Origin of the sequence: Streptomyces sp. NPDC093261, from assembly GCF_044753645.1 — a bacterium.
Lineage (GTDB): Bacteria > Actinomycetota > Actinomycetes > Streptomycetales > Streptomycetaceae > Streptomyces.
In genome coordinates this window covers 99,970-112,787 of record NZ_JBIVNO010000014.1, presented here as the reverse complement: position 1 = coordinate 112,787, position 12,818 = coordinate 99,970, and the positions used below count along the sequence as shown (strand labels likewise).

General features: G+C 72.6%; 12 protein-coding genes and 1 pseudogene. 10 read left to right on the top strand and 3 right to left on the bottom strand.

Features of this window, described 5'->3' with window-relative positions:
• The first annotated feature begins 7 nt into the window (after positions 1-7).
• The gene (locus tag ACIP94_RS26555) at positions 8-232 is read left to right on the top strand and encodes a DUF397 domain-containing protein (protein ID WP_402430588.1); all 225 of its coding nucleotides are present in this window, start codon (positions 8-10) and stop codon (positions 230-232) included.
• 137 nt (positions 233-369) lie between these two features.
• Here the strand turns inward: ACIP94_RS26555 and ACIP94_RS26550 are convergent, their stop codons facing one another.
• Entirely contained in the window at positions 370-1,497 is a 1,128-nt protein-coding gene (locus tag ACIP94_RS26550) for an 8-amino-7-oxononanoate synthase (protein WP_402430585.1), read from the bottom strand.
• Between the two features lie 146 nt (positions 1,498-1,643).
• Between ACIP94_RS26550 and bioB the strand changes: the two genes are divergently transcribed.
• The 4 genes from bioB (at position 1,644) to ACIP94_RS26530 (ending at position 5,691) form a co-directional block, all read left to right on the top strand.
• On the top strand, positions 1,644-2,855 hold the full coding sequence (gene bioB, locus ACIP94_RS26545; protein WP_402430582.1) for a biotin synthase BioB: 1,212 nt from the start codon (positions 1,644-1,646) through the stop codon (positions 2,853-2,855).
• A complete protein-coding gene (locus tag ACIP94_RS26540; RefSeq protein ID WP_402430579.1) occupies positions 2,848-4,128 on the top strand; it encodes an adenosylmethionine--8-amino-7-oxononanoate transaminase in 1,281 nt (426 codons plus the stop codon). The genes bioB and ACIP94_RS26540 overlap by 8 nt, the downstream gene beginning before the upstream one ends.
• 1 nt (position 4,129) lies before the next feature.
• Positions 4,130-4,846, top strand: a complete 717-nt coding sequence (bioD, locus tag ACIP94_RS26535) for a dethiobiotin synthase (RefSeq protein WP_402430576.1) — start codon at positions 4,130-4,132, stop codon at positions 4,844-4,846.
• Between the two features lie 158 nt (positions 4,847-5,004).
• Positions 5,005-5,691 (top strand): class I SAM-dependent methyltransferase, encoded by a 687-nt coding sequence (locus tag ACIP94_RS26530; RefSeq protein ID WP_402430573.1) that lies wholly within the window; start codon positions 5,005-5,007, stop codon positions 5,689-5,691.
• Here ACIP94_RS26530 and ACIP94_RS26525 read toward each other — a convergent pair whose 3' ends face one another.
• Together ACIP94_RS26525 and ACIP94_RS26520 are read right to left on the bottom strand one after the other, a co-directional pair.
• On the bottom strand, positions 5,692-6,066 hold the full coding sequence (locus ACIP94_RS26525; protein WP_402430570.1) for a fic family toxin-antitoxin system, toxin component: 375 nt from the start codon (positions 6,064-6,066) through the stop codon (positions 5,692-5,694). It abuts the gene before it with no gap.
• Positions 6,063-6,329: an antitoxin gene (locus tag ACIP94_RS26520; RefSeq protein WP_402430567.1), complete on the bottom strand. Its 267-nt coding sequence runs from the start codon at positions 6,327-6,329 to the stop codon at positions 6,063-6,065. Before ACIP94_RS26520 ends, ACIP94_RS26525 begins: the two co-directional genes overlap by 4 nt.
• A 237-nt stretch (positions 6,330-6,566) precedes the next feature.
• Here ACIP94_RS26520 and ACIP94_RS26515 point away from each other — a divergent pair, with 237 nt between their 5' ends.
• The 5 genes and pseudogenes from ACIP94_RS26515 (at position 6,567) to ACIP94_RS26495 (ending at position 12,735) form a co-directional block, all read left to right on the top strand.
• The gene (locus ACIP94_RS26515) at positions 6,567-7,406 is read left to right on the top strand and encodes an ABC transporter ATP-binding protein (RefSeq protein ID WP_402430565.1); all 840 of its coding nucleotides are present in this window, start codon (positions 6,567-6,569) and stop codon (positions 7,404-7,406) included.
• 7 nt (positions 7,407-7,413) lie between these two features.
• Positions 7,414-9,996, top strand: a complete 2,583-nt coding sequence (locus ACIP94_RS26510) for an ABC transporter permease (protein WP_402430562.1) — start codon at positions 7,414-7,416, stop codon at positions 9,994-9,996.
• Between the two features lie 22 nt (positions 9,997-10,018).
• Positions 10,019-10,228 (top strand): annotated as a pseudogene (locus ACIP94_RS26505) (hypothetical protein); the annotation flags it as partial.
• Positions 10,229-10,399: 171 nt separating this feature from the next.
• Positions 10,400-11,725 carry a hemolysin family protein gene (locus ACIP94_RS26500; RefSeq protein WP_402430559.1) on the top strand — a complete coding sequence of 442 codons (1,326 nt, stop codon included), beginning with the start codon at positions 10,400-10,402 and terminating at the stop codon, positions 11,723-11,725.
• Entirely contained in the window at positions 11,722-12,735 is a 1,014-nt protein-coding gene (locus ACIP94_RS26495) for a hemolysin family protein (protein WP_402430557.1), read from the top strand. Before ACIP94_RS26500 ends, ACIP94_RS26495 begins: the two co-directional genes overlap by 4 nt.
• Positions 12,736-12,818: the final 83 nt, after the last annotated feature.

Genomic DNA, 12,818 nt, shown 5'->3' with positions numbered 1-12,818 from the left:
AGGCACCATGTCAGCACCGCCTCGGCACATCTCTGTCAGTACCTTCCTGCACGGCGCACAGTGGCGGCGCAGCAGCCGCAGCACGGGAATGAACAACTGCGTCGAGACCGCCCGCCCGGGCACCGGCCCCTGGCGGGGACTGGTGGCCGTGCGCGACTCCAAGAACGTGTGCGGCCCGGCCCTGCTCTTCACCCCCGACGCCTGGAAGGAGTTCCTGATGGGGCTGACCTGATCATGTCCGTTCGACCCGGGCTTTTTTTAAGCCAATTCCGGGTCGATTTCCCCCTCACATCCGACGGAGTACTCCGCTCACGGTTCCGTACCCGTCCCCTGCGTACGACGAGCGACGCACACGGCCGTCCCGCCGACTCACGGTCGCGTCTCGCCGATCACGCGCACAGCGTGCTCGATCTGCCCGTCGGTGAGATCCGCACGGGCGGTCAGCCGCAGCCGTGAGATGCCGTCGGGCACCGACGGCGGACGGAAGCAGCCGACGGCGACTCCCGCCGCCCGGCAGTCCGCCGCCCACCGCACCGCCAGTTCGGCGGAGGGGGCCCGCACGGAGATCACGGCGGCGTCCGGGCGCACCGCCTCATGGCCCTCGGCCGTGAGACGGGCGTGCAGGGCCGTCGCCACCGCGCGGGCCCGCGCGGCACGCTCCGGCTCGCGGCGCAGCAGTCGCAGCGCCGCGAGCGCCGCGCCCGCCGCCGCCGGGGCGAGCCCGGTGTCGAAGATGAACGTCCGCGCCGTGTTGACGAGATGGTCGATCACCGGTGCCGGGCCGAGCACCGCGCCGCCCTGGCTGCCGAGCGACTTCGACAGCGTCACCGTCGTCACCACGTCCGGCGCGCCCGCGAGGCCGGCCGCGTGCGGAGCGCCACGGCCGCCGGCGCCGAGCAGGCCGAGCCCGTGCGCGTCGTCGACGATCAGCCCGGCATCGCACTCCCGTGCCGCTTCCGCCAGGCCGGCCAGCGGGGCCGCGTCGCCGTCCACCGAGAACACCGTGTCGGAGACCACGACGGCGGGGCCGCGGTGGGTGCCGAGCGCCTTGCGGACCGCCCGGGGGTCGGCGTGCGCCACGACCTCGGTGGTGCCGCGGGCCAGCCGGCAGCCGTCGATGAGCGAGGCGTGGTTGCCCGCGTCCGAGACGATGAGGGAGCCGTGCGGCGCGAGCGCGGTGACCGCCGCGAGATTGGCCGCGTACCCGGAGGAGAAGACGAGCGCCGCCTCGAAGCCGCAGAAGTCGGCGAGTTCGCGCTCCAGCTCGCCGTGGAGTTGCGTCGTTCCGGTGACGAGCCGGGAACCGGTCGAGCCGCCACCCCACAGCCGGGCCGCCTGCGCGGCGCCCTCGGTGATCTCCGGATGGCGGGACAGACCCAGATAGTCGTTGCCGGCCAGGTCGAGGAGCGGGGAGCCGGCCGACCGGGGACGCAGAGTTCGGACGAGTCCGGCCCGGCGGCGCGCCCGTGCCTGTTCGTCGATCCAGCCGAACGCCATGGTTCCTCCGGGCTTTTGTAGGCAGCGCACAGACACTAGCGGGACGACCAGCCGCCCAGGGTGTGGCAATACCCACACGTCGATCGCTGTCTGTTGTGCGGTCTCTCCTTGGCCCGGGGCGGTCCCGTAGGACAGGATCGGCTCTCATGGACCTGCTGAACACGCTGGTGGACAAGGGGATGCGGCGCGAGGTGCCGACCCGCGAGGAGGCCTTGGCCGTCCTCGCCACTTCCGACGACGACGTGCTCGATGTGGTGGCGGCGGCCGGCAAGGTGCGCCGCCACTGGTTCGGCCGACGGGTGAAACTCAACTATCTCGTCAATCTGAAGTCCGGCCTGTGCCCTGAGGACTGTTCCTACTGCTCCCAGCGGCTCGGCTCGAAGGCCGGCATCCTCAAGTACACCTGGCTCAAGGCCGACGAGGCCTCACAGGCCGCGGCGGCCGGAGTGGCGGGCGGCGCCAAGCGGGTCTGCCTGGTGGCGAGCGGCCGCGGGCCCACCGACCGGGACGTGGACCGGGTCTCCGACACCATCAGGACCATCAAGGAGCAGAACGAGGGCGTCGAGGTGTGCGCCTGCCTCGGTCTGCTCTCCGACGGCCAGGCGGAGCGCCTGCGCGCGGCGGGCGCCGACGCCTACAACCACAACCTCAACACCTCCGAGGCGACCTACGGGGACATCACCACCACCCACACCTACGCCGACCGGGTGGACACGGTGCAGAAGGCGCACGCCGCCGGTCTGTCGGCCTGCTCCGGGCTGATCGCGGGCATGGGCGAGAGCGACGCGGACCTGGTGGACGTCGTCTTCTCGCTGCGGGAGCTCGACCCCGACTCCGTTCCGGTGAACTTCCTGATCCCGTTCGAGGGCACTCCGCTCGCCAAGGAGTGGAACCTGACGCCGCAGCGGTGTCTGCGGATCCTCGCCATGGTCCGGTTCGTCTGCCCGGACGTGGAGGTGCGGATCGCGGGCGGGCGCGAGGTCCACCTCCGTTCGATGCAGCCGCTGGCCCTGCATCTGGCCAACTCCATCTTCCTCGGGGACTACCTGACCAGCGAGGGCCAGGCCGGCAGGGCCGACCTGGAGATGATCGCCGACGCCGGGTTCGAGGTGGAGGGCACGGACCAGGTGACGCTGCCCGAGCACCGCGTGGCGGGCGGCTGCGGCTCGCACGGGGACGCCGGGTGCGCGTCCCACGCAGGTGGTGGGTGCGGGTCCCACGAAGGCGCCGGGTGCGGGTCCCGCGAGGAGAGCGGTGTCTGTGGCTCCGCTTCCGCGCCGCACGTCGGCGAGGCCCGTACGGACCTGGTCGCCGTGCGCCGCCGGGGCGCCGGAACGGATCTGGCGCCCAATGCCTGAGTTGTCCGTGGACGAGCTGCTGGTGCTCGACCGGCAGCACGTCTGGCATCCGTACGGCCCCATGCCGGGCCGTCAGGAGCCGCTCGTCGTGGAGTCGGCGAGCGGGGTGCGGCTGCGGCTGGCCGACGGCTCCGGCGAACTGGTCGACGGCATGTCGTCCTGGTGGGCGGCGATCCACGGCTACCACCACCCGGTGCTCGACGAGGCCGCGCGCGACCAGCTCGGGCGCATGAGCCATGTGATGTTCGGCGGGCTCACCCACGAGCCCGCCGTCCGGCTGGCGAAGCTCCTTGTCGACATGTCGCCGGACGGTCTGGAACATGTGTTCCTCGCCGACTCGGGCTCGGTCTCGGTCGAGGTCGCGGTCAAGATGTGCCTTCAGTACTGGCGTTCGCTCGGCCGTCCTGCCAAGCAGCGGCTGCTGACCTGGCGCGGCGGCTATCACGGCGACACCTGGCACCCGATGTCCGTGTGCGACCCCGAGGGCGGCATGCACGAGCTGTGGCGGGGCGTTCTGCCCCGGCAGGTCTTCGCCGAGGCGCCGCCGGCCGCCTACGAGGAGGCGTACGCCGACCTGTTGCGCGAGACGATCGCGCGCCACGCGGACGAACTGGCCGCGGTGATCGTCGAGCCGGTGGTGCAGGGAGCGGGCGGAATGCGGTTCCACTCCCCCGCGTATCTGCGGGTGCTGCGCGAGGCCTGCGACGCGCATGACGTCCTGCTCGTGTTCGACGAGATCGCCACCGGCTTCGGCCGCACCGGCGCGCTGTTCGCCGCCGACCACGCGGCGGTGACCCCCGATGTGATGTGCGTCGGCAAGGCGCTGACCGGCGGTTATCTGACCATGGCGGCGACGCTGTGCACCCCGCGGGTGGCCGAGGGGATCTCCCGGGGGGAGGTGCCCGTGCTCGCGCACGGCCCCACCTTCATGGGCAACCCGCTGGCGGCGGCCGTCGCCTGCGCCTCGCTCGGCCTGCTGCTCGGTCAGGACTGGCAGACCGAGGTCAAACGGATCGAGACGGGCCTGAAGGAGGGGCTCGCTCCCGCGCGGGACCTGCCCGGAGTGCGCGAGGTGCGGGTGCTCGGCGCCATCGGCGTCGTCCAGCTCGACCACGAGGTGGACATGGCGGCGGCGACCCGGGCCGCGGTACGCGAGGGTGTGTGGCTACGGCCGTTCCGCGACCTCGTCTACACGATGCCGCCGTATGTGACGGGCGACGCGGATGTGGCACTGATCGCGCGCGCGGTGTGCGCGGCGGCACAGGAGGGCTGACATGTCGGTACTGGTGGTCACGGGGACCGGCACGGAGGTCGGCAAGACGATGGCCACCGCCGCCGTCGCGGCGGTGGCGGTCGCGGCGGGCCGGTCGGTGGCCGTGCTCAAGCCCGCGCAGACCGGTGTGGGACCGGACGAGCGCGGGGACGCCGACGAGGCGGCCCGGCTCTCGGGCGCCTGGACGGTGCGCGAACTCGCCCGCTACCCCGACCCGCTGGCGCCCGCGACGGCGGCCCGGCGGGCCGGCCTGCCGCCGGTACGGCCGGGTGAGGTGGCGGAGGCGGCCGCCAAACTGGCCGTCGAGCACGACCTCGTGCTCGTCGAGGGGGCGGGCGGGCTGCTCGTACGGTTCGACGACGAGGACGGCACTCTGGCGGACGCGGCCCTGCTGCTGGCGGCACCGGTGCTGGTGGTCGCGACGGCCGGCCTCGGCACCCTCAACGCCACCGAGCTGACGGTGCGGGAGGTGCGGCGCCGGGGGCTGGAGTTGACGGGTGTGGTCATCGGCAGCTGGCCCGAGGCCGCGGACCTCGCCTCCCGGTGCAACCTCGCGGATCTTCCGGTGGTGACGCGGGCGCCGCTGCTCGGGGCGCTGCCCGCGGGCGCCGGAGCGTACGCGCCCGCCGACTTCCGCGCCGCAGCGCCCGGTTGGCTGGCGCCGGTGCTCGGCGGGACATGGGACGCGGAGGCGTTCACCTCGTCCCACGCGCCCTAGCGACGGGGCCGGCCACGACGGGGGCGGCCACGGCGGGGGCGGCCACGGCGGGGGCGGCCACGGCGGGCGCGTATGGCACGTATGGACGGCGGCGGGGATGCGGACGGCGGGTGCGGGGGACAATCCGGATAAGGCCCGATCCTCCCCCGGAGGTGCTCATGGCGTTGCGGTCCGCCCGCCCCCGTACGGTGTCGCGCGACACCGTGCACCATCCGCTCTTCGCCCGCTGCTACGAACGGATCAGCGTCGCCGCCGAGACCCGTGCCGGTATGGGGGCGGTACGGGACCGGCTGCTGGCCGGTCTGTCCGGCCGCGTGATCGAGATCGGCGCGGGCAACGGTCTGAACTTCGCCCACTATCCGCGTGCGGTCTCGGAGGTCGTCGCCATCGAGCCGGAGCGACACCTGCGCAGGCGGGCGGTCGAGGCGGCCCTGCGCGCCGACGTGCCCGTGGACGTGGCCCCGGGTGCGGCGGAGGCGCTGCCGGTCAAGAGCGAGGCCTTCGACGCGGCGGTCCTCTCGCTGGTGCTGTGCAGCGTGCGCGACGTGCCCCGGGCGCTCGCCGAGGTGCGGCGGGTGCTGCGGCCCGGCGGGAGCCTGAGATTCCTCGAGCACGGAGCGGGCGGCGGACCCGCCATGCGCTACGCCCAGCGCGCCCTGGACCGCACGGTCTGGCCGCCGCTCAACGGGGGCTGCCACCTCTCCCGGGACCCGATCGGGGCCCTGCGCGCCGCGGGCTTCGAGCTGGGCCCCTACCGACAGACGCTGATGCCGGAGAAGGGGCTGCGGCTGCCGACGTCGTACTGCGTGCTGGGCACCGCCTGGCGGCCCGGGCACGGGGCGTAGTCACAGGCTCCACTGCCGCAGCTCCCGGGCGATGTCGTCCACCGAGGCGGCCCCGCTCTTGACCAGCCGGGCCAGGTCGCGCACCTGCTCCGGTGAGGTAGCGACCTTGACGCCGCTGGCGACGAGGTAGGCGTAGGCGACCGCGGAGGCGAACAGCGCGTTGGAGCGCTCCAGCGCCGGTATGTGCAGCAGGAGTTGGAGCAGGGCGGCGGCGCGGGTGTGCGGGGTGTCGTAGACCGGGACGCCGAATATCTCCGCCTCGTGTCGGCTGACCGCCGCGACCAGCGCTCCCCAGTCGGTGACCTGAGGGTCCCCGGGGGTCTTCTGTTCGGCGACCATCAGCAGCCAGGCGAGGTCGATTCCAAGGGGGCTCAACGGCTCGGCGACTTGCCTTCGCTCCGGCGCTCCCGCGGGCCCGTGCCCTCGGGGGCGGACCCGAACTCCTCGGCGAAGACCGACTCGTACTGCTTCATGAAGTCGGCGGCTGCCTCGACGAACGTGTGGCCGACCTCGCCCGTGTCCTGCCGGACCAGTTCCTCGATGTAGCGGTTGACACTCATACCGCGCTCCAGGGCACGTTCGCGGGCGGCTCGGGCGGTGTCCTCGTCCACCCTCACATTCAGCTGGGTCTTCGCCATGCTTCGACGCTAGCGCCATGGTGCTAGCACCGGCAAGGGAGCGCGGAATCCGGCGCGGTGCGGCGCGGGCGCCCCCGCGCGCCGGTGGCCGGGCGGACATGCCGGTGACCGGGGTACGGACCGTGAGGGAGGCGTGTCTGGACTCAGGGGGATACCCGGTGTGCAGCGCATCACATTACGCTCGTGCGGGACAGGACGGGCGAAGGGGCCGGACAGTCCACGACCGAGGAGGCGGCCTTGTCCACTGCTGCTGCGGAGCACTCTCCCGGCCGCGGGGAGGCGGACGGCATCGCCGCCCGCGCCCGGGGGCTGACAAAGGCGTACGGCTCGGGGGAGACCACGGTGCTCGCCCTCGACGCGGTCGACGTGGACATCGCACGCGGCCGTTTCACCGCGGTCATGGGTCCCTCGGGCTCCGGAAAGTCGACTCTCATGCACTGCCTGGCGGGGCTCGACACCGCGTCGGCCGGGCAGGTGTGGCTCGGCGACACCGAGATCACGGGCTTGAAGGACCGCGAGTTGACGAGGCTGCGCCGGGACCGGATCGGCTTCATGTTCCAGTCGTTCAATCTGGTGCCCACGCTCACCGCGGCCGAGAACATCACGCTGCCCATGGACATCGCGGGCCGCCGGCCCGACCGGACGTGGCTGGACCAGGTGATCGACACCCTCGGACTGCGCGACCGGCTGACGCACCGGCCGGCGCAGCTCTCCGGCGGGCAGCAGCAGCGCGTGGCGTGCGCCCGCGCCCTCGCCTCACGCCCCGAGCTGATCTTCGCGGACGAGCCGACGGGCAACCTCGACTCCCGGGCGGGGCTCGAAGTGCTGGGTTTTCTGCGTGAGGCGGTCGACGAGCTGGGGCAGACCGTCGTCATGGTCACGCACGATCCGGGCGCGGCGGCCCACTCCGACCTGGTGCTGTTCCTGGCCGATGGGCGGATCGTGGACGAGATGGAGCGGCCCACGGCGGAGGCGGTGCTGGGACGCATGCGTCTGTTCGCCGGGGCTCACCACGGCAGGCCCGCCTCCGGCGCGGTCCGGGCGGGCGTGGACGACGCGGTCCGCCGCGAGGACTGAGGCGACCATGCTGAGGGCGACGCTGCGCAGCTTCCTGGCGCACAAGGGACGGCTCGCGCTCTCGGCCCTGGCCGTCGTGCTGTCGGTGGCGTTCGTCGCGGGCAGCCTGATCTTCTCGGACACGGTCACCCGTACCTTCGACCGGTTGTTCGCCTCCACGGCGGCCGATGTGACCGTAAGTCCCAAGGAGGACTTGACCTCCCCGTTGCCGAGCGGGGTGACCGCGACCCTGCCCGCCTCGCTCGCCGGGCGGATCGCCCGGGTGAACGGGGTGGCGGCGGCCCATGTGGATGTCGCCGTCCGGAACATCACGGTCGTCGACCACAGCAACGAACCCGTGGGCCCGACCACGGGCGCGCCCACCATCGCGAAGAACTGGTACGTCACCGACCGCAGCCCGGTGAAGCTGACGTCGGGGCGCGCTCCGCACGGCGCCGGCGAGGCGCTGCTCGACGCGGACACGGCCCGGCACAGGCAGGTGCGGATCGGCGACACGCTGAGGGTGCTCGCACAACCCGGCTCGTTCCCGGTGCGGGTGACCGGCATCGCCACCTTCACCACCACCAACCCGGGTGCCGCCCTGGTCTTCCTGGACACCCCGACCGCCCAGACGCGGCTGCTCGGCCGGCCCGACACGGCCACCGCCATCTCGGTCGACGCGGCCCCGGGCCTGACCGACGCGCGGCTCAAGGAGCGGATCGCCGCGGCGCTCCGCTCCCCGTCCGGCGGCTCGGCGTCCTACGACCTGAGGACCGCGAGCGAGCAGGCCAAGTCCAGCACCGACCAGCTCGGCGCGTTCCTCGACGTGATCAAGTACGTGATGCTGGGCTTCGCCGGCATCGCCGTGCTGGTCGGGGTGTTCCTCATCGTCAACACGTTCTCGATGCTCATCGCCCAGCGCACCCGGGAACTGGGCCTGCTGCGCGCCCTGGGCGCCGACCGGCGGCAGGTGCGCCGGTCCGTGCTGACGGAGGCGCTCCTGCTCGGCCTGGTCTCCGCGACGCTGGGGCTCGCCGTGGGGATCGGGCTGGCCGCCGGACTGATCCGGCTGATGAGCGCGTTCGGCATGAACCTGAAGTCCACCGAGATGGTGGTCGGCTGGGTGACCCCCGTCGCCGCGTATGCCGTGGGGGTCGGTGTCACCTTCGTCGCCGCGTACCTGCCGGCCCGGCGCGCGGCCGCCGTCTCCCCCATGGCGGCCCTCGCGGACGCCGAGGTCGCCGGCGTGGGACGGCCCCTGACCGTCCGCGCGGTGGCGGGGACGGTCATGGGCGCGCTCGGCGTGGCCGCGCTGGCGGGTTGCGTACGGGCGACACAGACCGCGCCGTCCGCCTCGCTGCTCGGGCTCGGCGTGGTCCTCACGCTCGTCGCCACGGTGATCGCGGGCCCGCTGTTGGTGCGTCCCGTGATCCGGGTGCTGGGTGCCGCCTTCCCCGCCCTGTTCGGCTCGGTCGGACGGATGAGCCAGCGCAACGCGCTGCGCAATCCGCGGCGCACCGGTGCCACCGCCTCCGCCCTGATGGTGGGGATCGCCCTGGTCGCCGCGATGTCGGTGGCGAGCACCTCCATGTCCAAGTCGTTCGACCAGCAGATCGACAAGACGCTGGGCGCCGACTTCGTGGTGCAGAACACCAACTTCCAGCCCTTTTCTCAGGAGATCACCGACCGGGTCAGGGCGACGGACGGCGCGGGGCTCGTCGTGCGCCAGCGGTTCGCCCCCGTGGCGCTGCGGCTTCCGGACGGCAGACGGGTCGAGACGACCGCCGGGGGCTATGACGCGCCACTCGACGCCGTGGCCCATATCAACTACGTCCGGGGCGACACGGCCTCCGCGCTCGCGGACGGCGCCCTCGCCATGGACGCGACGTTCGCGAGGGATCACGGCGTCCATGCCGGCAGTACCCTTCCGGTCCGGTTCCCGGACGGGCACAGCGCCGTCCTCAGGGTCGGCGCGCTCACGGACCAGGGCACCTCGGACGGGTTCGGCACCGAGGGCGGGCTGTTCCTCGGCATGGCCACGTTGCGGAAGTACGTGCCGGGCGCACAGGACTCCGCGCTGTATGTGAACGCCGCACCGGGCACGCCCAAGGACCGGCTGCGGTCCCGTCTGGAGCGGACACTCGGCCCGTACCCCCAGGTGCAGGTCCGGGACCAGGCCGACTACAAGAAGATGGTGCACGACCAGATCGCCGTGCTGCTCTACCTCGTCTACGCGCTGCTCGGTCTGGCGATCATCATCGCGGTGCTCGGAGTGGTCAACACCCTGGCCCTGTCGGTCGTCGAGCGCACCAGGGAGATCGGGCTGCTGCGGGCGATCGGGCTCGCCCGGCGGCAGCTTCGCCGGATGATCCGGCTGGAGTCCGTGGTGATCGCCGTGTTCGGGGCCGTCCTCGGGCTGGGGCTCGGGCTGGTGTGGGGTGTGTGCATCCATCGGGTGCTGGCGTTGCAGGGCATGAAGGCGCTGGCGATCCCCTGGGGCACCATCGTGGCCGTCATGGTGGGCTCGGCGTTCGTGGGCGTGGTGGCCGCGCTGCTGCCCGCGTTGCGCGCCTCGCGGATGAATGTGCTGGCGGCGATCGCCCACGAGTGAGGGCGTCCCCGGTGAAGCCGCCCGGCGGCGGCGCGGCGTCGGCTCCGCGCTGTCGGCCGCCGCCGCGGAGCGCTTCGTACGGCTCGGCGGGCGCCGCGGAACGCTTCGTACGACTCGGCGGGCGCCGCGGGGACGCGAGGGTGCTCCGGCGCAACGAGAGGGCCGGCATGCGTGGCGGGCCGCCGGGTACGCACCCGAGGAGCGGTGGCGCCGCTGGGTGAAGCCCCTGGCGAGCGGCGCGACTTTGCCGATCTTTTACCATAGGGGGGATGAACGGTCCTCCCTCGGGGTCAACCCGTCCCACCATGGAGATGTGTGAGCATCAGCCGATGGGCGAACCTCCCGAAACCCGACCACGCGTGGTCGCCACGTCCCCGGCCGATCCCGGGACGGAGGTGACCCGATGACCGAGCTGCTCCTCCTGCTGGTGGCGATCCTGCTCTCACTCGCCTGCGGTGGATTCGTCGCGGCGGAGTTCTCGCTCACCACGGTCGAGCGCAGCGAGCTTGAGCACGCCGTACGACGCGGTGAGCGCGGCGCGTCGGGCGCCCTCAAGGCCGTACGGAATCTGACGTTCCAGCTCTCCGGCGCCCAGCTCGGCATCACGGTCACCAACCTGGTGGTCGGCATGCTGTCCGAACCGTCGATCGCCAAGCTGATCGCGGGTCCGCTCGCCTCGCTGGGCCTGTCGCGCTCCACGTCCACCTCCGTGGCCCTCGTCCTCGGCACGGCTCTGTCGACCGTCTTCCTGATGGTGGTCGGCGAACTGGTGCCCAAGAACTGGGCGATCTCCTCGCCGCTCGCGGTGGCCAAGCGGGTGGGCACGCCCCTGCGCTGGTTCAGCTCCGCGTTCCGCCCCTTCATCACGCATCTGAACAACACGGCCAACCACATGGTCCGCCGCTTCGGCCTCGAACCGGCCGAGGAGCTGGCCTCCGCGCGCAGTCCCCAGGAGCTGGTGGCGCTCGCCCGGCACTCCGCCAAGGAGGGCGCCCTGGAGGCGGACACCGCCGAGCTGTTCGTGCGCACCCTCAACCTCGCCGACCTGACCGCGGAGAACGTGATGACCCCGCGCGTCCAGGTGATCGCCCTGGACGCCCAGGCGACCTGCGAGGACGTGGCGAACGCGACGCGCGCCACGGGTCTTTCCCGCTTCCCCGTCTACCGCGGAAACCTGGACTCGGTCATCGGCGTCGCGCACATCAAGGACGTCGTCGCCGTGCCCGCCGACGCACGGCCCCACCGTTCGGTCGCGCAGGTGATGCGCGAACCGCTCTTCGTCCCGGAGTCCCTCACCGTCGACCGGCTGCTGGACCGGCTCTCCGGCAAGAACACCATGGCCGTCGTCATCGACGAGTACGGCGGCACCGCCGGGGTCGCCACCCTGGAGGACATCGTCGAGGAGGTCGTCGGCGAGGTGCGCGACGAGCACGACCCGCACGAGACGCCCGATCTGGCCCCGGCCGGCACGGACGCCGCGGGCCGCGCGCTGTACTCGGCCGACGGCTCGGCCCGGATCGACCAGCTCGCACGCGTCGGGCTGCGGGTGCCCGAAGGCCCCTACGAGACGCTCGCCGGGCTGATCGCCACGGAGCTCGGGCGGATACCGGCCAAGGGGGACAGCGTCGAGGTGGCCGGGTGGCGCCTCGACGTGGTGGACGCGACGGGGCGCCGGGCCGCCCGGATACTGCTGCACGCGCCGGCCGCCGAGCGGGAGGAGGAGCGGTGACCCTCGTCCAGCTGCTGATCGGTCTGCTGACGCTCGTCGCGAACGCCTTCTTCGTGGGCGCCGAGTTCGCGTTCATCTCCGTGCGCCGCAGCCAGATCGAGCCGCACGCCGAGACGGGCGACCGACGGGCCCGCAGTGTGCTGTGGGGCATGGAGCATGTGTCGGCGCTGCTCGCGGCCGCGCAGCTCGGCATCACGCTGTGCACCCTGGTCCTCGGTGTCGTCGCCGAGCCCGCGATCGAGCATCTGCTGGAGCCGGTGTTCCACGCGGTCGGTGTCCCTCCGGGCGCCGGCCGGGCGGTGTCGTTTGTGATCGCGCTGGCCCTGGCGACGTATCTGCACATGCTGTTCGGCGAGATGGTGCCGAAGAACATCGCGCTCGCCGAGCCGGTGCGGCTGGCGCTGCTGCTCGGTCCGCCGCTGGTCGGTCTGGCCCGGGCCCTGCGGCCGGTGATCTTCACCGTCAACGCGTTCGCGAACGCGCTGCTCACGCTGTTGCGGGTGGAGACGAAGAGCGAGGTCACCGCCACCTTCTCGGACGACGAACTGGCGCGGCTCGTCACGGACTCCACCGAGGCCGGGCTCATCGACGACCGCGCCCAGGAACGGCTGCACGACGCCCTGGAACTGGGTCGCCGGCCCGTGCGCGACGTGGTGGTGCCGCTGGAACGCGTGGTGTACGCGCGTGTGGGCATCACTCCCGAGGAGCTGGAGCGGCTGTCGGCCGAGTCCGGGTTCTCGCGGTTCCCAGTGGTGGACGAGGGGCGGCGGATCGTCGGCTATCTGCACGTCAAGGACGCCCTGGACGCATCCCCGCGGGACGAGCCGTTCCGGCTGCAGGACATGCGGGCCATCGCGCGGGTACGGGAGAGCACACCGCTGGACGACGTGCTCACGGCGATGCGCCGCAGCCGTACGCATCTGGCGGCGGTCCAGGGCACGGACGACCGCCTGGCGGGCCTGGTCACGATGGAGGACGTCCTGAGGGAACTCTTCGCCCGGCGGCCGTGACAGCCGGGGCGGGACTCCGGACGGCCGGGGCAACGTCCTGACCGCCGCAACCCGCGGACGGCCGCGGCCAAGGGACGGTGACA

What these genes read in the sequence shown, in the direction of transcription:
- bioD (WP_402430576.1), top strand. Translation starts at nt 4,130, where the DNA reads ATGTCGGTACTGGTGGTCACGGGGACCGGCACGGAGGTCGGCAAGACG.
- ACIP94_RS26500 (WP_402430559.1), top strand. Translation starts at nt 10,400, where the DNA reads ATGACCGAGCTGCTCCTCCTGCTGGTGGCGATCCTGCTCTCACTCGCC.
- ACIP94_RS26540 (WP_402430579.1), top strand. Translation starts at nt 2,848, where the DNA reads ATGCCTGAGTTGTCCGTGGACGAGCTGCTGGTGCTCGACCGGCAGCAC.
- ACIP94_RS26510 (WP_402430562.1), top strand. Translation starts at nt 7,414, where the DNA reads ATGCTGAGGGCGACGCTGCGCAGCTTCCTGGCGCACAAGGGACGGCTC.
- bioB (WP_402430582.1), top strand. Translation starts at nt 1,644, where the DNA reads ATGGACCTGCTGAACACGCTGGTGGACAAGGGGATGCGGCGCGAGGTG.
- ACIP94_RS26555 (WP_402430588.1), top strand. Translation starts at nt 8, where the DNA reads ATGTCAGCACCGCCTCGGCACATCTCTGTCAGTACCTTCCTGCACGGC.
- ACIP94_RS26530 (WP_402430573.1), top strand. Translation starts at nt 5,005, where the DNA reads ATGGCGTTGCGGTCCGCCCGCCCCCGTACGGTGTCGCGCGACACCGTG.
- ACIP94_RS26550 (WP_402430585.1), bottom strand. Translation starts at nt 1,497, where the DNA reads ATGGCGTTCGGCTGGATCGACGAACAGGCACGGGCGCGCCGCCGGGCC.
- ACIP94_RS26520 (WP_402430567.1), bottom strand. Translation starts at nt 6,329, where the DNA reads ATGGCGAAGACCCAGCTGAATGTGAGGGTGGACGAGGACACCGCCCGA.